This is a genomic window from Azomonas agilis (assembly GCF_007830255.1).
In the GTDB taxonomy this organism is placed as follows: domain Bacteria; phylum Pseudomonadota; class Gammaproteobacteria; order Pseudomonadales; family Pseudomonadaceae; genus Azomonas; species Azomonas agilis.
The window spans coordinates 23,002-45,154 of the sequence record NZ_VLKG01000003.1; the positions used below are offsets into that span (position 1 = coordinate 23,002).

Below are 22,153 nucleotides of genomic sequence, written 5' to 3' on the forward strand. Positions count from 1 at the left end.
CGTCAGGCGACCCACAAATCGTACTGCACACCCTCGGTATGCTCGTTTGAGAAGTTATTCATCGCCTCTGTCGATTCTGCAAAGGCCATCACCACCTCAGAACGCTGAGCTCCGTTATTTAGCACCGTATTCCAAAACTCAAAGCCCTCAGTATCAGCCGCGCGCCCTAAAACCTGAGCATATAGCTGACCTACAAAATCGGTATTGCTTTGCGCTCCCAAGCCTAACTGCCCCGCTTCGGCAGATTGCAGGAAATAATCAGCCACCTGAGTACGGCTCATTCCGGCCTCTTGCTGATGCACCCAGTAGCCAATACCTCCGGTATCGCCGTCACGTCCAAACAGCCCATCGTACAGGCGCTCCACATAAGCGGCTTCTGCTGTGGCCTTAAAAGCCGTCCGTTGCAGTCCTACCTCATCAATATCCAGCAGCACTGTGGTACCTGAGCCTTCGTAAGCAACGGCCAATTGAGGTTTACCACTCAGGCTGTCACTGGCATCAATAAACTTAATGATCTCCGGCGCAAAGTTTTCCTCTTCGCTGGAGTCGATGTAGCTCACAAAGCTAGCATGCTCTGGATTGGTGATGTCATACACCATGATGCCGCTATCACGCTCCAAACCGATAAAGGCATAGGAGCGCCCGTCGATTTCGCCAATGGCTACCGCCTCGGGCTCAGGGCCTTTGTTATCCGAGCGGGCATCAAACTCGTCGCCATCCACGTTGAAGGAGTCTGGACGTATGCTGGCAATGGCGCGCTCAAAGTCTTCACCGCTGTCAAACACCAACTGACCTGAAGCATCAAAGATGCTGAATGAGCGTGATCCGTAGGAGTACAAAGCTTCGTAGAGACCATCACCGTTCACATCACCGTCAATGCTGGAGACGTTTAAACGGCCCAGATTTTCATTGGCCTGCAAGCTGGCCGCATCCGGGAATACACTGGGATCTAAACTGATGTCCTTAACTCGAACATTCTCGCCCCGGTCATCGCCTTCATTGGCGGTCACGAAGTAGGTGGTTCCGTCCACAGAGTAGCTGGCAATGGCATCCGGCATGCGAAGCCCTTGCACCGGCCAATTGGCGATGTTGATGCCATCGTCCCGATCCGAAGCATCCAAAGCGTTGCCAATAACACTGTGATCCACAGTACCCAGCGGTAGTAAGCCCGAAATACTCAGGCTGGCCATGTCGATGGTCAGTACGCTGTTGGCTTCTTGCAAGGTGACGAAGGCGGTTTGGCCATCAGGCGAGAAGGCAATGTACTCTGGCTCAAAGTCTTCAGAAGCTTTTTGACCGGGGAAAATCCGTACACCTTGAGCCCGCAAAGTATCCTCCTGACCATCGAACTGGGTCAGGTTCAGCTCAGTATGGGTGGCATTTAACACGCCTTGGCTCAAATCAATGATGGAAATGGAGCCCGGATTGTTTTCACCGTTACTGCTCGGCTCCCCTTCGTTAGCCACAAACACTTTGCTACCATCAGGAGAGAAAGTCACCATATCCGGGCCATAGCCTACGGATACGGTATTCAATAACTGACCGGCTAGGTTAAAGAAGGCCACCACGCCCGGCTCTAAGGCGGTTGTTTCGCCGGTGGTTAGGCTACGGCTGACAGCAGCTACGATCAGGCCGCCCGATACTGCTACTGAGTTAAGGCCCACCACATGATCAATGCCGTTTACATTGGCCTCGCTCACCTTAGCACCGGTAACAGCATTAAATACATCAATGCGCTCCTCAGCGCCATTGGTCACAAACACTAAGCCGTTTTCGACCGCTACGACCTCTGACCCTGCACTCCCTGAGCCACTGTCAAAGCGCTGATATACCGAAGTTTTAAATGACATGCACGGCCTCCCGAACCATCGACTCTAAGACAGAACCACACCCACAGCAGGGCGTAGACATAAGTCGGGAAGATTAGGGAGGCTAGATGACAGTCTATTGACAGAGGCACTGCCCCATAAGCCTTTGACACATTAGGAGAAATTTATTATTCAAGAACCCAGTCTCACCCGTGCCCAAGCCTAAAGGAGTTTAAGTGCCTTCCCAGTCTAGGATTTATGTGGCTTAGTGGCTGCCACAATGGAAATTTCTACACGCACTTCTGGCGCATAGAGTTTTGCCTCCACCGTTGTACGAGCGGGAGCAGCTCCTGATGGAAGCCAAGCGTCCCAGACCTCATTCATACCCGCATAATCCTGAGCAATATCCTTAAGATAAATAGTTGCAGACAGTAAATGCTTTTTATCGGTACCGGCCTCGGCTAAAAACTGATCAATATTAGCCAGCGTTTCCCGAGTTTGCTGGCGGATATCCCCGCGCAAATCCTCAGCCAACTGGCCGGACAAATAAACAGTACCGTTATGAATCACTACTTCACTGTAGCGGGTGATGGTATGTAATCGACAAATCGTCATGGGGACTCCCTATTCCTTATTGTTTATGCACAACCACAGCCGTAACGGGATAAACCTAACCCGTCCATACTGATAGAAGTGGGCTTTTGCGTCAGCACATCCGCCAGTAATCGTGCCGAACCACAGGCCATTGTCCAGCCTAAGGTTCCATGTCCGGTATTAAGGTAAAGATTGTTAAAACGGGTTGGGCCTAAAATCGGTGGGCCATCGGGGGTAGCGGGGCGCAAAGCCGTCCAGAAGTCTGAGCGCTCAGGGTCGCCGCCGCCGGGGAATAGATCCATTACCACTTTTTCCAAGGTTTTATGGCGACGCGGATCTAATCCCAAATCATATCCGGCTATTTCAGCCATACCACCCACGCGAATTCGTTGATCAAAGCGTGTAATGGCCACCTTATAAGTTTCATCCAATACGGTGGATACCGGAGCCTTGTTGGGATCTAGGATCGGTAAGGTTAAGGAGTAGCCTTTTAAAGGATAAATGGGGAGTTTAATGCCAATGGGCTCTAACAGATTGGGGCTGTAACTGCCCAGAGCAACCACATAGTAGTCTGCTTGTTCCAACTGGTTACTGATCCACACACCTTGAATCCGATCCCCATCCAGCTCTAAACGCTGGATATCCTGACTGAAGCGAAACTCGACCCCAGCTTTAATGGCTAACTCCGCTAAATTGCGGGTAAAGAGGTGACAATCTCCGGTTTCATCATGGGGCAACCGTAAACCACCCACCAACTTATCGGACACCGCCGCTAAGGCAGGTTCAACACGCACCAACCCTTGGGCATCCAATAGCTCATAGGGAACCCCCGCTCGGTCTAGGATGGCAATATCCCGCGCCGCCGCATCCACCTGATCTTGGGTACGAAACACTTGGGTTGTCCCCAATTGACGGCCTTCGTAACCAATGCCCGTTTCAGCCCGTAGCTCATCCAAACAATCGCGGCTGTATTCAGACAGGCGCACCATACGTTCTTTATTAATGGCATAGCGCTTAGCAGTACAGTTGCGCAGCATCCGAGCCATCCACAGATACTGGCGTATGTCTGAGGTCAAACGAATGGCTAGGGGTGCATGTTCTTGCACTAACCATTTCAAGGCTTTAAGAGGAACACCGGGAGCAGCCCAAGGTGCCGCATAACCGGGAGAAATTTGTCCTGCGTTGGCAAAGCTGGTTTCCATCGCCGGCGCTTGTTGCCGATCCGCAACCACCACCTCCAGTCCTGCACGGGCTAAATAATAGGCGGTCGTAGTTCCAATAACTCCACTACCTAACACCAATACACGCATGTTTCCTCCTGCCCAAGCGTTATAAATATCCTGTGGTCTGCAGAATACTGGCTCAGTGTAGAAACAGCCATGCCAGAATACTTTATTAAAATCAATCCCAATCTTTAATTTATCGTCTAAGTGTGCAACAAGGCTTGGGAGTCTCTTTGCTTTTTCTGGCAGCAGGTTAGAATGCCTTCCCGGTATGCAGATAACAGGTTTATGTGGCAACAAACCCTGATCCAACTCAAAGCCCGCCCTCGTGGTTTTCACCTGATTACCCGAGATATTGAGGCGGCGCTGCCAGAACTGTCCGAGTACCAGACAGGGCTGTTGCACTTGCTGCTCCAGCATACCTCTGCTTCGCTCAGCCTGAACGAAAACGCAGATCCAGCGGTCCGACGTGATTTCGAGCGCTTCTTTAACCGATTAACACCCTGGCACTCAGAGTATGAGCACGCTGACGAAGGCCCAGATGATCTTCCAGCTCATTTTAAAGCCAGCCTATTGGGCTGCCAGCTTAGTCTGCCGATACAAAATGGACGACTGGCTCTGGGTACTTGGCAAGGTATCTACCTAGGTGAACATCGGGAACAGGGAGGCTCGCGACGCATATTGGCCACGCTGCACGGAATTTAACACGCTTTTTTCAGCACACCCTTGTGGGTGCTTGACCAACCGGCCATGACGCCGCCATTGGGGGGAGAAATGAACGAAGAAGAATTGGAACAAGACGATCTGGAAATGACTCCTGAAGAGGAAGGCGAAGAGCCTCTCAGCGAAGCGGCTGACGGAGCCGCTGATGAAGAGGACGATGCTGAAGGGGATGCTGCGATTGACTCAGCAGAACGGGTTACGCCCAGCAAAAAGTCAAAATCGACGGACGAAGTAGAAGACCTACCCACCCCTGAGGCTAAGCAGAAAGATCGGGATGAACTGGCCCGTGCGATGGAAGAATTCCTAGCCCGAGGCGGCACCATCCAAGAAATCGAGCCTAATGTCGTCGCTGATCCACCTAAGAAACCCGACAGCAAATACGGCAGCCGTCCTATTTAGAGACTCAGGCTATGGGCGCTTCCCAATACCACTGGGAAAATCCGATAGCCTGATTATTGTTCAAATCGGCGTATTCTGGTATAAAGCGGGGCTCTTTTTTTAGGGGTCGGCAGCGCTGTAACCCAGTAAGCTGCCCAACCCCACAAGATCAGGATGCGGTGCCTCCACCGTAGACGTTCAAGCGGCCAACCCATGCCGGGTTGGGCATGTGGTTTAGAGGGCTGAGTCATGTCTAGAGTTTGTCAAGTTACCGGCAAAGGCCCGGTAACCGGGAATAACATTTCCCATGCACACAATAAAACCCGTCGTCGTTTTTTGCCGAACCTGCAGTATCATCGTTTCTGGGTTGAGTCCGAGAAGCGTTTTGTGCGCCTACGCATTTCTGCCAAAGGCATGCGTGTAATCGACAAGCGTGGTATCGACGCTGTATTGGTCGAAATCCGTGGTCGTGGCGAAAAGGTTTAAGGGAGAACGACAATGCGTGATTTAATCCGTCTGGTGTCTTCGGCCGGTACTGGCCATTTCTACACCACTGACAAAAACAAGCGTACTACCCCTGATAAGATCGAGATCAAGAAGTACGATCCTGTAGCACGTAAGCACGTTATCTACAAAGAAGCTAAGATCAAGTAATTGATCTAGCGCTTTTTAGATATGAAAAAGCCCGCCTTATGGCGGGCTTTTTCGTTGCGTCATGCTTTAACCTAGGCTGCGAATAGCCTTTGCCAATAAGCTCATTATCTGATCAATCTGCTCTTTGCTGATAATCAAAGGTGGCGAGAGCGCAATCACATCCCCACTAGCACGCACCAGCAAGCCATCGGCAAAACACTGGGTAAACACGCGATAGGCTTTTGGCCCCTGAGCATCGGGAGCCAGTTGAATGCCCGCCACTAAGCCCACAGTACGAATATCCACAACGCTCGGCAAATCCTTCAATAAATCCAAAGCCGATTGCCAGTAAGCCTCTAACTCAATGGCTTTGTGGAGCAAATCTTCCCGCGCATAAATATCCAAGGTTGCTAAAGCCGCCGCGCAGGCCACCGGATGCCCGGAATAGGTGTAACCGTGGAAAAATTCAATCGCCGACTCTGGGCCAGTCATAAAAGCTTGGTGAATTGAATCCGACACCAACACCGCACCCATAGGCAAAGTACCGTTGGTTAAGCCTTTGGCACAGGTGAGGATGTCAGGGGTTACGCCCCAGCGCTGACTGGCAAAGGCTTCACCCACACGGCCAAAGCCTGTGATTACTTCGTCAAAAATCAGTAAAATTCCGTGCTTACGGGTGATTTCGCGCAAACGCTGCAAATAACCTTTAGGCGGAATAATCACCCCCGCCGAACCCGACATAGGCTCCACAATAACCGCTGCAATGGTTTCTGCGCCATGCAAAGTAACCAAGCGCTCCAGCTCATCAGCTTTTTCCGCGCCCTGCTCCGGCAAGCCTTTGGTAAAGGCATTGCGCTCAATGTCCAAAGTGTGGGACAGGTGATCCACCCCCGGCAATAAAGGGCCAAAGGCGCGGCGATTATTGATCATCCCACCCACGGAAATACCACCAAAACCCACGCCGTGATAGCCCATTTCACGCCCAATCAGCCGCGTGCGGGAACCCTGTCCAATGGCCTTTTGATAGGCCAAGGCTAGTTTCAGCGCTGTATCTACCGACTCAGAGCCTGAGTTGGTGAAAAACACTCGATTCAATCCTGAAGGCCCAATCTGAGCCAAACGCTCGGCCAGCTCAAAGGCCAAGGGATGGCCCATCTGGAAACTGGGGGCGTAATCCATTTGGCTTAATTGGCGGCTAACCGCCTCAGTGATTTCAGGCCGCCCATGCCCAGCATTACAACACCAAAGGCCCGCTGTACCGTCCAGCACGGTGCGGCCTTCCACATCGGTGTAATACATGCCCTCAGCCCGCTCCAACAAACGTGGATTGGCCTTGAATTGGCGGTTGGCCGTAAAGGGCATCCAAAAATGATCGGTAGCAGCGCTCATGGTGGAAATCCGTTGATAGCGAGAATAATCCAGAGTCTATGTTTTATAAATTGAACAAAACAAGGCTAAATCGGTTTTTGCGTAAAAAATATTGATAGCTCTAGGTGGCTGGTCTAGGGTGAGGACATCCATTTCCCTTAAAAGGACAATCCGCATGGCCACCTTGAATTTCTCTGACTGGCAACAGCGCGCCCGTGACCTCGTGATCGAACGCAGAGCCTTTATTCAGGGCAGCTATACCGAAGCGGCGGCCAGCGGCAGCTTTGAATGCCACAGTCCCATTGATGGCCGCTTATTGGCCCATGTGGCCAGTTGCGATGCGGTGGATGCCGATCGCGCGGTCAGTAGCGCCCGCCATACCTTTGACTCAGGGATTTGGGCCAAACAAGCTCCGGCCAAACGCAAAGCGGTGTTAATCCGCTTGGCCGAACTGTTAGAGCAGCACAAAGAAGAGCTGGCCCTGCTGGAAACGCTGGATATGGGCAAGCCCATCAATGACGCATTACGCATTGATATACCAGCAGCGGCCCGCTCATTGCGTTGGAGCGCAGAAGCCATCGACAAAGTATACGATGAAGTAGCGCCCACCCCCGAGGATCAACTGGGCCTGATTACCCGCGAACCCGTAGGCGTAGTGGCTGCCATAGTACCTTGGAACTTTCCGCTGCTGATGGCCTGCTGGAAAATCGGCCCGGCCTTAGCTACCGGCAACTCGGTGATCCTCAAACCCTCGGAAAAATCGCCTTTAACCGCTATTCGTTTGGCCAGTCTGGCTTTAGAGGCGGGTATCCCTGCGGGCGTGCTCAACGTAGTACCCGGCTATGGGCACAGCGTTGGTAAAGCCCTCGGCCTGCACCCCGATGTGGATACGCTGGTGTTTACCGGCTCCACCCGTGTGGCCAAGCAACTGATGCAGTACGCGGGTGAGTCCAACCTGAAGCGGGTGTGGTTGGAAGCTGGCGGTAAAAGCCCCAACATCGTGTTCGCGGATGCGCCGGACTTAAAAAAAGCGGCTCAAGCAGCAGCAGCGGCCATTGCCTTCAACCAAGGTGAGGTCTGTACCGCCGGTTCGCGCTTACTGGTGGAAGCCAGCATCAAAGATCAGTTTTTGCCCCTCGTCCTAGAAGCACTGAGCTATTGGAAACCGGGGAACCCTCTTGATCCGGCCACCACCGTGGGCGCTTTGGTGGATCAGCAGCAATTGCACAACATATTAGGCTATATCGAATCGGGCCGACACGAAGGCGCTCAATTACTGGTCGGGGGTGAAGCGGTCATGGCAGACACTGGGGGCTTTTATGTACAGCCTACGGTATTCGAGGGTGTAAACAACCAGATGCGTATCGCCCGTGAGGAAATCTTCGGGCCTGTGCTCTCGGTAATCAGCTTTAACACGACAGAGGAAGCTATCGCTATCGCCAACGATACCCACTATGGGCTGGCTGCGGCCCTGTGGACAAGCGATCTGTCCAAAGCCCACAAAACGGCACGCGCACTGCGAGCCGGTAGCGTTTGGGTCAATCAATACGACGGCGGCGATATGACTGCGCCCTTTGGCGGCTATAAGCAATCCGGTAATGGCCGCGATAAATCTCTACACGCCTTCGATAAGTACACCGAGCTCAAAGCCACGTGGATTCAGCTCTAAGTCCATTGCCCCTGCTCTTGTTTAAGGCAGGGGCTTGGGCATTAGCCTAGAAAGAGCTTATAAGCTGGGTTTTCGGTTTCATCCCAATAGCGATAACCGATTTTCTCCAAGGCAGCGGGCAGCAAATGGCGCTCATTCAGCGGAACCTGTAGCCCCGCCAATACACGCCCATCGGCAGCACCGTGGTTGCGGTAGTGGAACATGGAGATATTCCAGCGCCCCCCGAGCTTGTTCAGGAAGTTGAACAGCGCTCCGGGGCGCTCAGGAAACTCAAACCGCAATACCACCTCATCACTGACCTGAGCCGCGTGGCCGCCTACCATATGCCGGGTATGCAGCTTAGCCAGCTCGTTGTCGGTCAAATCCAGCACCGGGAAGCCTTTGCTTCTCAGCTCCTCGACCAAGGCCGCGCGCGGGTCATGCTCGGGATGGGTTTGCACACCGACGAAGATTTGCGCCTCGCGTCCGGTATGGTAGCGGTAATTAAATTCGGTGATCTGGCGTTTGCCTAAAGCCTCACAGAAGCTCTTAAAGCTGCCCTTTTGCTCAGGAATAGTGACGGCAATAATCGCTTCACGCTTTTCCCCCAATTCCGAACGCTCGGCCACATGGCGCAGGCGGTCAAAGTTGATATTGGCTCCTGAATCAATGCCAATAAGTACCTGACCTGTTACACCTTGGCGCTGAGTGTATTTTTTAATCCCAGCCACCGCCAAAGCACCCGCCGGCTCGGTGATGGAGCGGGTATCGTCGTAGATGTCCTTAATCGCTGCGCAGATCTCATCGGTGCTGACCGTAATCACTTCATCGACGTAATGGCGACACAACTCAAAGGTTTTTTCTCCGATTTGAGCCACTGCAACCCCATCGGCGAACAGACCCACTTGAGGCAACACCACCCGAGAGCCCGCTGCCATTGCCGCTTGCAGGCAGTTAGAGTCATCAGGCTCTACGCCAATTACCCGAATACTGGGGCGCAGATACTTCACATAAGCGGCAATCCCCGCAATCAAACCGCCTCCACCCACCGGCACGAAGATGGCATCAATCGGCCCTTGGTACTGGCGCAAGATTTCCATAGCTACCGTGCCCTGTCCGGCAATCACCTCAGGGTCATCGTAGGGATGGATGTAGACAAAGCCTTTTTCTTCCACCAGTTTGAGAGAATGCGCCAACGCCTCGGGGAAGGCATCGCCGTGCAACACTACTTTGCCGCCCCGTGCGCGCACGCCCTGTACCTTAAGCTCAGGCGTAGTACGCGGCATTACGATAGTGGCCTTAATCCCCAGATGTTTGGCAGATAAAGCCACGCCCTGAGCATGGTTGCCTGCCGAGGCGGTCACAATCCCCCGTGCCAGTTCGTCCGCCGAAAGCTGGGCAATCTTGTTGTAAGCCCCGCGAATCTTGAACGAGAACACCGGCTGTAAGTCTTCACGCTTGAGCAAAATCTGGTTATTCAAACGTTCAGACAGTTGACGGGCGGGTTGCAGCGGGGTTTCTACCGCCACATCGTACACACGAGAGGTCAGAATTTTTTTAACGTAGTCTTCAAGCATGGGCGGGGTCTGATTTTAGTAGCAGGCTAAGGGCGACAGTGTACTCCGCAGAATGGATCAGAGACCAGAAACCCTCAGAGCTCTCAGTCCTTAAAGCAAAATCTGGGGAACCTAGTCTGTTTTCACTGAGTCCATCCTAACCGAGGCGTTTTTCTCGCTGATTAAATCCACCCGGCAGTTGTCCCGCTCACTGAGCCTGCTAGACTGCTGCCTCCCTGCAACCAGCAATCAGGCCCTTAACATGTCTTTACGAACCCTTTTGCTGGCGAGCCTGCTCAGTATTGTGCCGGTGAGTCTGCCAGGCGTATGGGTAGCCACGGCTGCTACCAATGCGGCTGCTCCAGCGTCCGAATCCTCCAGTGCTGATAAAGCAGCAGATCCCATCCAAACCTTTAACGCACTGGCAGCCAGTCGCCAGCAAAGTTTGGCCGATCTAAAGCGTTTACTGCCGACTATCCCCCAGCAAATTCGGGAGGCGCAACGCAAACTAGAACAGCTTAAAAGCACTCCTCCCCAAGACCCGACCAAAGCCTTTGCCAACCTACCGCTGGCTAATTTAGAGCAGCGCTTAGCGCAACGCGCCGAAGAGCTGGCCGATTGGCAAAAATCCCTGACTGAAGCCAACAGTGCTCTGATTTCAGCCCAAACTCGTCCGGAGCGGGCTCAGGCAGAAATCACCACCAGCCAAGCTCGCGTGCTGGAAATCGAAACCATCATCAGCAGTGGCCGAGAAGAAGGCAAAGCGCTTACCACCGAGCGTACAGCGGTGTTAAATGCTGAACTGGCCGCTCTAAAAGCCAGCATTGAATTTCGTCGTCAGGAATTAGCCGCCAACACTCAATTGCTGGACTTGAGTAAAAATCAGCGCGAGCTGTTGGTAGAGCAAATCGCTCGGGCAGAACAGGAAAGTTTGGCCTTACAGGCTTTGATTAATGATCAACGCCGAGAGCAATCCGAGCAAACCGTTGCTAAATTATCCCAAGAAGCAGCCTCCACATTGGGGGTCGATCAGGTTTTAGTTAAGGAGCGCGCCACGAACCTGAGGCTTTCCAACCAATTGCTGAAATTTACTGAGCGTTTGAACGAAGTAACGCGCTTAAACTTGACCACCCGTCAGCAGCTGGACGTGTTGAATCAGGCAGACCGTTCCTTAGTGGAGCAGATTGCTGTGTTAAACGGCAGCCCGTTGCTGGCGCGCATTCTGTATCAACAAGAACAGGCTTTGCCTCAGGTGGCGCTGGACAAAAATCTGGCCGACGAAATTGGTGATACGCGCCTGTATCAATTTGAGCTGGGCCAACAGCGCGAGCGGCTCAACGCGCCCGATGCCTACGCCGAGCAACTCTTGGCTAAACAACCTCCTGAATCCGTAACGTCTGAGTTAAAAACCACCCTCTTGGATGTGCTAAAAAATCGGGAAGAGCTGATCAAGCGTCTGGAACCTACGGTTAATACCCTGCTGAACGAAAGCATCAGCCTGCAATTACACCAGCGGCAAATGCAGGAAATTGCGCGCTCAGTGCGTAATACCATTGATGAGCAGATGTTCTGGATTCCCAGCAACAAGCCGTTAAGCCTTGCGTGGTTCCAAACTTTCCCGGATCACTTTAGCCAGCAAGTTGAGAGCATGCCGTGGATTTCTGTCCTTGAGCAGTGGCGCGACGGTTTGCTCAAGCAGCCACTGTTTTTCTCCCCCTTACTGCTGCTGATTGCCCTGATGGTGTGGAAACGCCGTGTGGTCAACAACCGCTTGGAAGTTTTAGGCCGTAGCATTGGCCACTACACCAAGGACTCCCAGTTACATACCCCCTTTGCCCTGCTGCTGAACCTCTTGCTGGCTTTGCCCGGTAGTCTAGGTCTGGCCTTGTGTGGCTATCTGCTGCAAATGGATGGGCGCGGACAAAATGAGGGGCTCGGCGCGGCCTTTTACCAACTGGCACAGGCTTGGCTAGTGTTTTACACCGCCCATCAGGTACTGGCTCCCAAGGGTATGGCCGAGCAACACTTCCTATGGCCCGCCGCTCAGGTAAATTTCCTGCGTCGAGAACTGCGCCGTTTAGGAGCCGTAGTCGCCTTGTTGGTTTCGGTGGTGGCCTTCGCTACCCATCAGCCAGCTAGCTTATCGGAGGATGTTATTGGTCTGGTGGTGGTATTGGTGTGCTACCTGCTGATGACCTTGGGCCTGATTCGCCTGTTGTTCAAAAACCCGGAGCGGGACAATCTAAACCCGTGGCGGCAAACCCTTGGGCTGTTGTTTAGCTTCCTGCCCCTAGCCCTGATTTTTGTGGTGGGTTTGGGTTATTACTACACCGCACTACGCCTGACCGGGCGTTTAATCGACACCCTGTATCTGGTAATGATTTGGGTCTTACTGGAAGCCACGCTGGTGCGCGGCCTGAGTGTGGCTGCCCGCCGACTGGCCTACCAGCGTGTGCTGGCCAAGCGTAAAGCAATGGCGGAAGAAGGCACCAACAGCGACGCTTTGGAGCTGGAGGATACTGGCCGCAACATTGAGCAAATCAACCAGCAATCCCTACGCTTACTGCGTCTGTCTCTGTTCGGGCTATTCTTCGTAGCTCTGTACTGGGTGTGGGCGGATTTGATCTCTGTGGTCTCCTACCTCGACAATTTCACCCTGTACGAGTTTGGAGCAGGTGCTACGGCCACCGCCATCAGCTTACGGGACTTTTTGGCCGCCTTGTTAATGGCCGGCATTACCCTAGCCTTGGCGCGTAACCTACCGGGTTTGCTGGAAGTTTTAGTTCTATCACGCCTTAAATTGGCCCAAGGCAGTGCCTATGCCACTAGCACTTTGCTCTCCTATGCCCTCACCGGTATTGGTATCAGCGTTACCCTGTCTACTCTGGGTGTCAGCTGGGACAAACTGCAATGGCTAGTCGCAGCGCTGTCGGTAGGTTTGGGTTTTGGCTTGCAGGAAATCTTCGCCAACTTCGTTTCCGGCTTGATCATCCTGTTTGAACGCCCGGTACGGATTGGGGATGTGGTGACCATCGGCACACTGTCGGGGCGGGTATCGCGGATTCGCATTCGTGCCACCACCATTACCGACTTTGATCGCAAGGAAATTATCGTTCCCAACAAGACCTTTATCACCAGCCAGCTCATCAACTGGACTCTGAGCGATACCGTAACCCGTGTGACCATCAAAGTAGGTGTGGCCTTCGGCTCCAACCTAGATTTAGTACGCAAAATCATGATGCAGGTGGCCTTGGATAACCCGCGCGTACTCCGAGAACCCGGGCCTGAAGTGTACTTCCTGAACTTTGGAGAAAGCACTTTGGATCATGAACTGCGCATCCATGTGCGTGAACTGGGCGATCGCACACCGGCTACGGATGAAATCAACCGGAAAATTGATCAAGAGTTCAGCAAGCACGGCATCAGCATTGCCTTTCGACGGGTAGATATTACCCTGAGAAACCGTGATGGGGATGAAGTAACCTTTGGCGTTCCAAGCGGCTCTGAGGCTTGACCCACACCGCACGACAAGACAGGCTGATACAACCTGTTTTGTCGTGCGGGAGCTGCCTTGTGAATGCCTTAGCAGATTTAGTCTTTGATAATCGCTTTGCTCGTTTGGGGCCCGTCTTTTCGACACCACTTCACCCCAAACCCCTCGAAAATCCGCAATTGGTCGTGGTGAGTTCAGAAGCCCTAAAGCTTCTGGATTTACCCCTTACTGCGGCTCAGCAGCCTGATTTTTTAGCCCTATGTTCCGGCCAACAACTCTGGTCACAGGCTGAACCTCGGGCGCAGGTGTATTCCGGACATCAATTTGGCTTTTATAACCCCCAACTGGGCGATGGACGCGGCCTGCTGCTCGGAGAAGTCGTCAACAGCCGTGGCGAATACTGGGATCTGCATTTAAAAGGCGCAGGTTCTACACCCTATTCACGCATGGGCGACGGACGGGCGGTGTTGCGTTCCTCCATCCGTGAGTTTTTGGCCAGTGAATACCTGTACGCCTTAGGCATCCCCACCACGCGAGCGCTATGTGTCACCAGCTCCAGCACTCCGGTGTGGCGCGAACAGGCCGAATCTGGAGCCATGCTGATGCGTTTAGCGCCCAGTCATGTGCGTTTTGGTCACTTTGAGTTTTTCTACTACAGCCAACAGCCCGAAGCGCTGCAACAACTGCTGGATCATGTACTGGACTGTCATTATCCCCAGTGCCGCGAACATCCCAAACCAGCACTGGCCTTGTTTGAGCAGGTGGTTGAGCGTACCGCGCAGTTACTGGCCTATTGGCAGGCCTATGGTTTTTGTCATGGAGTGATGAATACCGACAATATGTCGATCCTAGGACTGACTTTTGATTTTGGCCCCTATGCCTTTTTGGATGATTTTGACGCTACGCACATTTGCAACCATTCGGACGACACGGGCCGTTATTCCTTCGACAATCAAGTCCCCATCGCCCATTGGAATCTATCAGCGCTGGCCCAAGCACTGACGCCTTTTGCCGCTAAAGATGAACTGTTACAAGCATTGAAAGCCTTTTTACCCCAGTTTCGCAGCGCTTGGATGCGTTTAATGCGCACCCGCTTAGGGTTACAGCTAGAACAGGAGTCCGACCGCACACTGGTGCAACGTCTGTTGGAACTGATGCAGTCGAGTCCTGTGGATTACAGCCTGTTTTTCCGCACCCTCAGCCAAGCTAATTCAGCTCAGGCGCTGAACACACTGCGCGAGGATTTTGTCGACCTACAGGGTTTTGACCAATGGAGCGCCGACTACCAACAGCGCTTAGCGCTGGAACCTCAGAGCGCTCAACAGCGCCAGCAGGCTATGTTAGCGGTGAATCCCAAATACGTACTGCGCAACTACCTTGCCCAGCAAGCCATTGAAGCCGCCGAGCGTGGGGATTATGGGCCTGTCCGCACATTGCATCAGGTATTAAGCCATCCCTTTGATGAGCAACCCGAGCACGCCACTTATGCCGAACGCCCGCCTGAGTGGGGTAAACATCTGGAAATTAGCTGCTCCTCCTAAACCGCTATTGGGAGCGCAGCGCCTCAAGGCGCATCGCCAATTGCTGCTCTAAGTCGCTGAGCTGTTGGCGCAACTGTCGCTGTTCTTGAACTTCGGAACTCTGGTCTAAACGGGCTCGAAGCTGAGCCCGCTGCTGAAACAGCTCTACCTCTTGCGGAGGAATACCCGCACTTTTCAGCACCTGAAAGGGCAAACGCAGATGTTCAGGGGTATGTAACCAAGCCTCGTCTATCTGCGTTGGCTGACCGGCAGTCTGAGTTTGCTGCTGCCAACGCTGAATATCCCGGGCGATGCGTCGTTCAATGTCCTGTTCCAAGCTCATGCTCAATGCCTCCTATAACCCCATATTTTCAAGGTTAAACCATAAAAGCATAATGACCTTATAAAAGGTTCTTAGACTCTCCCTAAAGGGAGCCGTATCCTTTTTAGCACCTAAGAATATATGTTTATAGCTACTTTCTAATTCCCATTTGCTCTAAGGCTAGAGGCTCCATGCTGCCAGATTCGCTTGCACTTTGGTTTGTTGCTGGATTGTTGGTTTGGGTGCTGTACGCCTTTATACGCGAACGCTGGAGCCCCGATATTGTGGTGGGCATTGCCGTAGCCACTTTATTGATTACGGGTCTGCTGGAGTCCCACGAAGTCCTCAGTGTGCTATCCAATTCAGCACCCATCACCATTGCCTGTATGTTTATTCTATCTGCCGCCTTAGAGCGCACTGGCTGTATTGATGCTTTGGGCAATTGGCTAGGGGATTTACTAGGCGGTGATCCGGTCAAGGTACTGGCCGGACTGGTGGCCACTTCCATGATGATTTCGGCCTTCCTCAACAATACCCCAGTGGTGGCGATTCTCACGCCGGTTGCCATTGCCTTAGCACAACGCACACAACGCTCAGCCTCTAAGTTTTTAATTCCCCTATCCTACGCCACGGTGTTGGGTGGGATGCTGAGCATGATCGGCACATCCACCAATATTTTAGTGGATGGCGTGGCCCGTAAAGCGGGCTTAGAACCCTTTGGTATGTTTGAAATCACTCCGGCGGGCATCGTCTTTTGTGCCGCCGGATTTGTGTATCTGATGCTGTTCAGTAATCGCTTACTGCCGGATCGGGAAAGTCTGTCACGGCAGTTACGGCCCAATATCGACCGCACCTTTATGTCAAAACTCCTAGTACCTCAGGAGTCGTTGATGATCGGTAAAACCCTGACCGAAGCCGGTCTGACCGGCGGTTTACAGGTGCTCAAACTGCTGCGGGCAGAACAGGAAATCAGCGAACCCAACGCCGATACCCTGCTAATGGCTGGAGATACCCTGCTGGTACACGGACAGGTGCAGGATGTGGTAGAGCTGCGCGGAGCTGGAGGGCAATTTACCTTTGGCCACGACAAATCCTTCGAGACCATCAGCAGCACTAAGGATGTGATTTTGGCGGAAGCCATCGTAGGGCGTAACTCACGCTACAGCCACCGCCCGATGCGCGACCTTGACCTAACGGCACGCTATGGCATTGCGGTTTTAGCCATCCACCGCCAAGATGAGAATATTTCCGAAAATTTAGACGACTTTCAGCTCCAGTTCGGCGATGTTTTGCTGGTAGAGGGAACGGCCACCCAGATCAAACGCTTTGCCGACAACGGTGACTTGATCAGCCTAAATACGCTGCAAGAACGCGCCTTCCGTCGCGATAAAGCGCCGATTGCCATCTTATCCACCCTTGCTGTCGTGCTGCTGTCGGCTACGGAAATCATGCCCATTGAGGGCTTAGCCATGATTGGCAGTGCGTTGGTCTTAGCCACCCGCTGTCTGGATGTGGAAGATGCTTATAAAGCGGTGGATTGGAAGATCCTCAGCCTCATCTTTGGCATGTTGGCCATCAGCATTGCCATGAATAAGGTTGGCTTGGTACAGCTAATCGTCGATCAAACGATGGGCATTTTACCAGCTCATAATCCGTTGCTCATTCTTGGGTTTATTTACCTACTCACCACCCTACTGACCGAGATTTTATCCAATAACGCCGTGGCTGTGCTGGTAACGCCCATTGCCATTGGTGTAGCCCAGCATTTGGGCTTAGATCCTCGGGCCTTTGTAGTAGCGGTCATGTTTGCCGCTAGCGTAAGTTTTGCCACCCCTATTGGCTACCAAACCAATACCTTTGTGTACAACGCTGGAGGCTATCGCTTTATGGATTTTGTACGCATCGGCTTGCCCTTAAATATCCTGATGATGGGGGTAGCCATGCTGATTATTCCTGTGCTGTGGCCACTGACTTCTGTTTAAAGGATGCCCCTTGATTTCTGGGCCGAAGGCTCCCAATTGAAAGAAAGATATTGGAGTAGTCCTTATGTCCACTGATGCCTTGGTGATCCCCTGCCCACACTGTCACAGCCTCAACCGCGTTCCTAATACGCGGCTTACGGATCAACCCCAGTGTGGACGCTGTAAAAAAAGCCTCCTCACCACTAAACCCTTTGCACTGGACGAGGCCAATTTTAGCGGCCAAATCAAAGGAGATCTGCCGCTGCTGTTGGATGTGTGGGCCAGTTGGTGCGGCCCCTGCCGCAGCTTTGCGCCTACCTTTGAGCAGGCCGCCCGCCAACTCCAAGGCCACTGCCGCTTGGCTAAACTGGATTCTGAGGCTAATCCACAGCTTTCCACCCGTTTGGGGATTCGCTCCATCCCCAGCCTGATCCTGTTTCGCAATGGGCAAGAAGTGGCTCGCCAAAGTGGCGCTTTGCCCTTGCCACATCTGCTGTCTTGGTTAAAACAACAAGGCATCAGTGCTTAAAGGAACAAGGGGCCGATTAATGACCAATACTAGGCTGTATAATCCGGCCTTTCTTACCTGTCCGGATTGCGCTCCATGACTCAGGATCAACTGAAACAGGCTGTGGCTCAAGCGGCCTTAGACCTCGTTTTGCCCCAACTGACCGCTAAAAGCATCATCGGTATTGGTACGGGCTCTACCGCCAACTTTTTTATCGACCTGCTGGCCAAATACCGCATGGAGTTTGACGGCGCGGTAGCCAGTTCCGAGGCCAGTGCCAAACGCTTGAGAACCTATGGCATCCCTGTGTACGACCTAAACTCAGTACCGGAGCTGGAGTTTTATGTGGATGGTGCCGACGAAACCAACGAACACCTAGAGCTGATCAAAGGCGGTGGTGCAGCCCTCACTCGCGAAAAAATCGTGGCCGCTGTAGCCGATACCTTTATCTGCATTGCTGACGAAAGTAAAAAAGTTACCCAACTAGGAGCCTTCCCCTTACCGGTGGAAGTAATTCCTATGGCGCGCAGCCATGTAGCCCGCCAATTAGTGGAGCTGGGGGGGGATCCTGTATACCGCGAAGGCGTAGTCACGGATAACGGCAACGTGATTTTAGATGTCTATCACCTGAATATCTCATCAGCCCCGGAGCTAGAAAACCAAATCAACAACATTGTGGGCGTAGTGACTAATGGTCTGTTCGCCCAACGTCCCGCCGATATTTTACTGCTAGGCACGGCACAGGGTGTTCAGCAACTGAAACGCCCCAAGGCCTAAACTAAAACCCCCGCATCAGCGGGGGTTTTGTTTTTACAGGGCTTTGATCGGAGCGGCTGGGCCTTTTTGCACAAACTCGCTGGAGTTTGAAGCAGGCGGCTTAGTATTTGGCTGAACCTCATTGGGTTTAACCAGGCTAAAGTCGATCAATCCCTTGGGCTGTTCTGGATCGCCCACTAACACCGGACGGGTTTTAAATTGGTGGCTGACCAAACTCTTGCTCAGGTCTAACTCGTTAAAGCTCAAACCGGCTAAATCAGCCCAGGTGTGGATAAAGTGGGAGCTGCTGTAAGGACGATGCAAGGATCCTGACACATCCATCGCCGTCCACTTAGGTGCATTCCAGATAAAGAACGGCACGGTGTACATGGGGCCAGTAGGCGCGGCTTCGTTACGGCCCAAAACATCCGGCGCGGAGGCATCAAACACTGCTTCACCGTGGTCGGCTAAGTACAGCAAAAATCCGTTCGGATCGGTGGATCTAAAACGCTCAATCAGATCAGACACCACATAGTCGTTGTATAACACCGCGTTGTCATAGCTGTTGTAGGTCGGCAACTGATCCTGAGTAACGTGCTCAGGAACGCCTGTGCGGTCGGTAAAACGCTCATATTCTGGCGGATAACGGTATTGATAGCGCATGTGAGTGCCCAACAGGTGCACCACAATAAATTTGCGCGGCGCATCGTCAGTCAAAATCTTGCTGAAGGGCTCTAATACATCGCCATCGTACTGGCTGGCGTTTTGCTCGCGGTTGTTATTCAGGTACACCTGCTCATCCGCCTGCTTAGAGAAGGTAGTGAGCATGGTATTACGCTTGGTCATGGTCTGCTGGTTGGTGATCCAGTAGGTTTTATAACCCGCCTGTTTCATTAGATTGACCAGCGAAGGCGTACTCAAATACAGATCCGGATTTTCCTGATCGGCAAAGGTCAACACCTGCTGTAAGGCTTCAATAGTGTAGGGACGTGGCGTCACCACATTGTCGAATACCTGAAGTTCGGAGCGAATTTTATCCAGATTAGGTGTAGTAGGACGCGGATAACCGTACAAGCTCATACGCTGACGGTTGGTGGATTCGCCAATCACCAGCACTAAGGTAGCTGGCTGACCTGCGTGTTGATCCCGCATATTTTGCAGCGGAGGAATCTGGGCATGGGTTTCCAGCAGTGCCTCCATATTGGCCAATTGCATACGGTAGTGGCGATAACCGACCACTAATTGCCAAGGGGTAGCCGCCTCAATGCGCTCCTCAAAGTTCTCTAAAGCTGACTGAAACTCTTCGTGCTTAGTGAATTGACGTAGCGCCGGATAGCCCAAAGACAGCATAAATAAGGCCACACAGGTGACTGCTAACGCAGGCTGTGGCACATAGACGGGCCGCACTTTACGCCACAGCAACCATCCGCCCACACCATAAGCCAGCACCGCCAGTACAATCCACCAGGAGAAGTAATGCCCCAGATATTCGCTGGCTTCGGTCACGTTGGATTCAAACATGATGAAGATAACGCTCTGGGAAAACTCTTGGCCATACACCAAAAAGTACCCAAAACCCGACAAAGAGCACAGCCACAGAGGTATCCCGATCAGCGCCGCCAATTGCCGAGCACGGGCTGGGAATAACAGTAGAGGAATCAGCCACAGCGCACTGACCAACAGCGCCTGACGAAATCCGGCAAAACCTGCGGTTCCAGTCAGTTGGATTAAAGTGTGCGTCACCCCAGAGAAGTACCAGAAAAACAGAAACATCCAGCCAAGTCCGGCCCAATCAAATCGCTGTTTTACGGTCGTTGAGGTAGTTGTGGCCATGCATCTTCTCCTGCAAGAGACCTCAGAGCTCAAGAGTCACTAAGGACATATCAGAGAAACTATGCCAAACAGCCTGTGAAAACTCCGTCAAACCCCCCAACCAGCACTCGCCGCTGCGCTTGAGCTTAATCAATACAGGCCCTAAGCCGTCATAAAACCGAGATAGGCTTCCCGCTCTTGATCGCTGCACCGTGACCTAAGTCTTGCGGGCGGCTACAATTCGCGCCACTGGGTGGCCGGACACAGGCTACCTACCCTCATGACGCCCCCGCCCGGAAGGAGAAACCCATGGGTCAGCGTACTCCGCTCTTTGATCAACACCTCGCTTTTGGAGCCAAAATGGTCGATTTTGGAGGCTGGGATATGCCCCTCCATTACGGCTCTCAGGTCGAGGAGCACCATCAGGTGCGCCGTGATTGCGGGGTGTTTGATGTATCCCACATGACCATCGTCGATATCACCGGCGCTCAAGCCCAAGACTGGCTGCAACATTTACTGGCCAATGATGTAGCACGGTTAGGCTTTATGGGCAAAGCCCTGTACAGCGCCATGCTTAATGAAGCCGGTGGTGTGATCGACGATTTAATTGTGTACTTGACAGATTTTGGCTACCGCATGGTGGTCAATGCGGCCACCCGCGACAAAGATTTGGCCTGGATGCAGCGTCAAACTACAGGCTTTGACGTTACCCTGACCGAGCGCAGCGATTTGGCTATGTTGGCCGTGCAAGGGCCCAATGCACGAGCCAAAGTAGCTACAGTAGTCGCCAATGCCCGCGCTAGCCTGATCGACGGCCTGAAAGTCTTCCAAGGTCTGCCCGAGGGCGATTGGTTTATCGCCCGCACCGGCTATACCGGCGAAGATGGCTTAGAAATCATGCTCCCTGCGACCGAAGCCGCCTCATTCTTTAATGAACTGGTCGGCATTGGAGTTGCACCCATCGGCTTAGGGGCACGGGACACTCTGCGTCTGGAAGCAGGCATGAATCTCTACGGCCAAGATATGAACGAAGAGACCTCCCCCCTAGCCGCCAACATGGGTTGGACCATTGCTTGGGAGCCTCAAGAGCGGAACTTCATCGGTCGAGCTGCCTTAGAAAGCCAACGAACCCAAGCTAACCTGCCTAAACTGGTAGGGTTGGTGCTGGATGAGCGGGGCGTACTGCGCGCACACCAACTGGTTAAGGTGGCCGGTATTGGCGAGGGAGAAATCACCAGCGGCACCTTCTCACCCACCCTTGGTAAATCCATTGCTTTGGCCCGTGTCCCTGCGACCACCGCCGACCGTGCTGAAGTAGAAATCCGTGGCAAGTGCTATCCCGTGCGCGTAGTGCAGCCGAATTTTGTACGTCAGGGTAAAATTCTCGTTTGACCTTCGACACCCCAGAGGACAGAGGAATGAGCAACACCCCCAACGAATTGCGTTACAGCTCCAGCCATGAATGGGCGCGTCTGGAGGCCGATGGTACGGTAAGTATTGGCATTTCCGATCATGCTCAAGAAGCACTCGGCGATGTGGTCTTTATTGAGCTCCCTGAAGTTGGAGCACAGTTGGAAGCCGGCCAAACCGCTGGCGTAGTCGAATCGGTCAAGGCCGCCTCCGACATTTACAGCCCCATTTCTGGCAAAGTCATTGCCATCAATGAGGAGCTGGCAGATCAACCGGAGCTGGTAAACGCTGAACCCTATGACAGTTGGTTCTTCCGCGTAAACCCCAGCAACCCTGCGGAACTGGAACAACTGTTGGATGCTGCCGCTTATCAAGCCGCCTGCTCTGCTGACGCTTAATTTTTTCAGTCTGTACCCAAAGGCTCCGCAGACTGCGGGGCC

Annotated in this window: 19 protein-coding genes; 12 read left to right on the top strand and 7 right to left on the bottom strand. The window is 53.0% G+C overall.

Annotation, left to right across the window (positions count from 1 at the left end; all coding sequences use genetic code 11):
- Window positions 1-2 precede the first annotated feature (2 nt).
- The 3 genes from LX59_RS04790 to LX59_RS04800 form a co-directional block, all read right to left on the bottom strand.
- Complete coding sequence (locus LX59_RS04790; protein WP_144570712.1) at window positions 3-1,850, bottom strand: choice-of-anchor I family protein; 1,848 nt, start codon at window positions 1,848-1,850, stop codon at window positions 3-5.
- Between the two features lie 207 nt (window positions 1,851-2,057).
- Window positions 2,058-2,423: a RidA family protein gene (locus tag LX59_RS04795; RefSeq protein ID WP_144570713.1), complete on the bottom strand. Its 366-nt coding sequence runs from the start codon at window positions 2,421-2,423 to the stop codon at window positions 2,058-2,060.
- 23 nt (window positions 2,424-2,446) lie between these two features.
- A complete protein-coding gene (locus LX59_RS04800) occupies window positions 2,447-3,712 on the bottom strand; it encodes a D-amino acid dehydrogenase (protein ID WP_144570714.1) in 1,266 nt (421 codons plus the stop codon).
- A 201-nt stretch (window positions 3,713-3,913) separates the two neighbouring features.
- On the opposite strand from LX59_RS04800, the gene LX59_RS04805 reads away from it, so the two are divergent.
- The 4 genes from LX59_RS04805 (at window position 3,914) to rpmG (ending at window position 5,380) form a co-directional block, all read left to right on the top strand.
- On the top strand, window positions 3,914-4,330 hold the full coding sequence (locus tag LX59_RS04805; RefSeq protein ID WP_144571000.1) for a secondary thiamine-phosphate synthase enzyme YjbQ: 417 nt from the start codon (window positions 3,914-3,916) through the stop codon (window positions 4,328-4,330).
- A 69-nt stretch (window positions 4,331-4,399) separates the two neighbouring features.
- Window positions 4,400-4,747: a transcriptional regulator SutA gene (gene sutA / locus LX59_RS04810; RefSeq protein ID WP_144570715.1), complete on the top strand. Its 348-nt coding sequence runs from the start codon at window positions 4,400-4,402 to the stop codon at window positions 4,745-4,747.
- Between the two features lie 228 nt (window positions 4,748-4,975).
- A complete protein-coding gene (gene rpmB / locus LX59_RS04815; protein ID WP_144570716.1) occupies window positions 4,976-5,212 on the top strand; it encodes a 50S ribosomal protein L28 in 237 nt (78 codons plus the stop codon).
- A gap of 12 nt (window positions 5,213-5,224) precedes the next feature.
- Entirely contained in the window at window positions 5,225-5,380 is a 156-nt protein-coding gene (rpmG, locus tag LX59_RS04820) for a 50S ribosomal protein L33 (RefSeq protein WP_144570717.1), read from the top strand.
- A gap of 66 nt (window positions 5,381-5,446) precedes the next feature.
- Here the strand turns inward: rpmG and aptA are convergent, their stop codons facing one another.
- Window positions 5,447-6,748 (bottom strand): omega-aminotransferase AptA, encoded by a 1,302-nt coding sequence (aptA, locus tag LX59_RS04825; RefSeq protein WP_144570718.1) that lies wholly within the window; start codon window positions 6,746-6,748, stop codon window positions 5,447-5,449.
- A 154-nt stretch (window positions 6,749-6,902) separates the two neighbouring features.
- Between aptA and LX59_RS04830 the strand changes: the two genes are divergently transcribed.
- On the top strand, window positions 6,903-8,396 hold the full coding sequence (locus tag LX59_RS04830) for an aldehyde dehydrogenase (RefSeq protein ID WP_144570719.1): 1,494 nt from the start codon (window positions 6,903-6,905) through the stop codon (window positions 8,394-8,396).
- 41 nt (window positions 8,397-8,437) lie between these two features.
- On the opposite strand, the gene ilvA is transcribed toward LX59_RS04830, so the two are convergent.
- The gene (gene ilvA, locus LX59_RS04835) at window positions 8,438-9,952 is read right to left on the bottom strand and encodes a threonine ammonia-lyase, biosynthetic (protein WP_144570720.1); all 1,515 of its coding nucleotides are present in this window, start codon (window positions 9,950-9,952) and stop codon (window positions 8,438-8,440) included.
- Window positions 9,953-10,193: 241 nt separating this feature from the next.
- On the opposite strand from ilvA, the gene mscK reads away from it, so the two are divergent.
- Entirely contained in the window at window positions 10,194-13,445 is a 3,252-nt protein-coding gene (gene mscK / locus LX59_RS04840; RefSeq protein ID WP_144570721.1) for a mechanosensitive channel MscK, read from the top strand.
- 59 nt (window positions 13,446-13,504) lie between these two features.
- Entirely contained in the window at window positions 13,505-14,965 is a 1,461-nt protein-coding gene (selO, locus tag LX59_RS04845; RefSeq protein ID WP_144570722.1) for a protein adenylyltransferase SelO, read from the top strand.
- A 4-nt stretch (window positions 14,966-14,969) separates the two neighbouring features.
- On the opposite strand, the gene LX59_RS04850 is transcribed toward selO, so the two are convergent.
- A complete protein-coding gene (locus LX59_RS04850) occupies window positions 14,970-15,287 on the bottom strand; it encodes a DUF1992 domain-containing protein (RefSeq protein ID WP_144570723.1) in 318 nt (105 codons plus the stop codon).
- A gap of 170 nt (window positions 15,288-15,457) precedes the next feature.
- On the opposite strand from LX59_RS04850, the gene LX59_RS04855 reads away from it, so the two are divergent.
- The 3 genes from LX59_RS04855 to rpiA all read left to right on the top strand — a co-directional run bounded on the left by LX59_RS04855 (window position 15,458) and on the right by rpiA (window position 18,512).
- Window positions 15,458-17,248, top strand: coding sequence for an SLC13 family permease (locus tag LX59_RS04855; protein ID WP_144570724.1), 1,791 nt, complete (start codon window positions 15,458-15,460; stop codon window positions 17,246-17,248).
- Between the two features lie 64 nt (window positions 17,249-17,312).
- On the top strand, window positions 17,313-17,756 hold the full coding sequence (trxC, locus tag LX59_RS04860) for a thioredoxin TrxC (protein ID WP_144570725.1): 444 nt from the start codon (window positions 17,313-17,315) through the stop codon (window positions 17,754-17,756).
- A 75-nt stretch (window positions 17,757-17,831) separates the two neighbouring features.
- Window positions 17,832-18,512: a ribose-5-phosphate isomerase RpiA gene (rpiA, locus tag LX59_RS04865; RefSeq protein ID WP_144570726.1), complete on the top strand. Its 681-nt coding sequence runs from the start codon at window positions 17,832-17,834 to the stop codon at window positions 18,510-18,512.
- Between the two features lie 33 nt (window positions 18,513-18,545).
- Here rpiA and cptA read toward each other — a convergent pair whose 3' ends face one another.
- Entirely contained in the window at window positions 18,546-20,324 is a 1,779-nt protein-coding gene (gene cptA / locus LX59_RS04870) for a phosphoethanolamine transferase CptA (protein ID WP_144570727.1), read from the bottom strand.
- 288 nt (window positions 20,325-20,612) lie between these two features.
- Here cptA and gcvT point away from each other — a divergent pair, with 288 nt between their 5' ends.
- Together gcvT and gcvH are read left to right on the top strand one after the other, a co-directional pair.
- Window positions 20,613-21,695 carry a glycine cleavage system aminomethyltransferase GcvT gene (gene gcvT / locus LX59_RS04875; RefSeq protein WP_144570728.1) on the top strand — a complete coding sequence of 361 codons (1,083 nt, stop codon included), beginning with the start codon at window positions 20,613-20,615 and terminating at the stop codon, window positions 21,693-21,695.
- Between the two features lie 26 nt (window positions 21,696-21,721).
- Window positions 21,722-22,111, top strand: coding sequence for a glycine cleavage system protein GcvH (gene gcvH, locus LX59_RS04880; RefSeq protein ID WP_144570729.1), 390 nt, complete (start codon window positions 21,722-21,724; stop codon window positions 22,109-22,111).
- Window positions 22,112-22,153: the final 42 nt, after the last annotated feature.

Excerpts from the sequence above, each read along its gene's own strand:
- sutA (WP_144570715.1), top strand. The coding sequence starts at position 4,400 with ATGAACGAAGAAGAATTGGAACAAGACGATCTGGAAATGACTCCTGAA.
- LX59_RS04850 (WP_144570723.1), bottom strand. The coding sequence starts at position 15,287 with ATGAGCTTGGAACAGGACATTGAACGACGCATCGCCCGGGATATTCAG.
- aptA (WP_144570718.1), bottom strand. The coding sequence starts at position 6,748 with ATGAGCGCTGCTACCGATCATTTTTGGATGCCCTTTACGGCCAACCGC.
- ilvA (WP_144570720.1), bottom strand. The coding sequence starts at position 9,952 with ATGCTTGAAGACTACGTTAAAAAAATTCTGACCTCTCGTGTGTACGAT.
- LX59_RS04790 (WP_144570712.1), bottom strand. The coding sequence starts at position 1,850 with ATGTCATTTAAAACTTCGGTATATCAGCGCTTTGACAGTGGCTCAGGG.
- rpiA (WP_144570726.1), top strand. The coding sequence starts at position 17,832 with ATGACTCAGGATCAACTGAAACAGGCTGTGGCTCAAGCGGCCTTAGAC.
- LX59_RS04795 (WP_144570713.1), bottom strand. The coding sequence starts at position 2,423 with ATGACGATTTGTCGATTACATACCATCACCCGCTACAGTGAAGTAGTG.
- mscK (WP_144570721.1), top strand. The coding sequence starts at position 10,194 with ATGTCTTTACGAACCCTTTTGCTGGCGAGCCTGCTCAGTATTGTGCCG.
- LX59_RS04805 (WP_144571000.1), top strand. The coding sequence starts at position 3,914 with ATGTGGCAACAAACCCTGATCCAACTCAAAGCCCGCCCTCGTGGTTTT.
- LX59_RS04855 (WP_144570724.1), top strand. The coding sequence starts at position 15,458 with ATGCTGCCAGATTCGCTTGCACTTTGGTTTGTTGCTGGATTGTTGGTT.
- cptA (WP_144570727.1), bottom strand. The coding sequence starts at position 20,324 with ATGGCCACAACTACCTCAACGACCGTAAAACAGCGATTTGATTGGGCC.
- LX59_RS04800 (WP_144570714.1), bottom strand. The coding sequence starts at position 3,712 with ATGCGTGTATTGGTGTTAGGTAGTGGAGTTATTGGAACTACGACCGCC.
- gcvT (WP_144570728.1), top strand. The coding sequence starts at position 20,613 with ATGGGTCAGCGTACTCCGCTCTTTGATCAACACCTCGCTTTTGGAGCC.
- rpmG (WP_144570717.1), top strand. The coding sequence starts at position 5,225 with ATGCGTGATTTAATCCGTCTGGTGTCTTCGGCCGGTACTGGCCATTTC.
- rpmB (WP_144570716.1), top strand. The coding sequence starts at position 4,976 with ATGTCTAGAGTTTGTCAAGTTACCGGCAAAGGCCCGGTAACCGGGAAT.
- gcvH (WP_144570729.1), top strand. The coding sequence starts at position 21,722 with ATGAGCAACACCCCCAACGAATTGCGTTACAGCTCCAGCCATGAATGG.
- trxC (WP_144570725.1), top strand. The coding sequence starts at position 17,313 with ATGTCCACTGATGCCTTGGTGATCCCCTGCCCACACTGTCACAGCCTC.
- LX59_RS04830 (WP_144570719.1), top strand. The coding sequence starts at position 6,903 with ATGGCCACCTTGAATTTCTCTGACTGGCAACAGCGCGCCCGTGACCTC.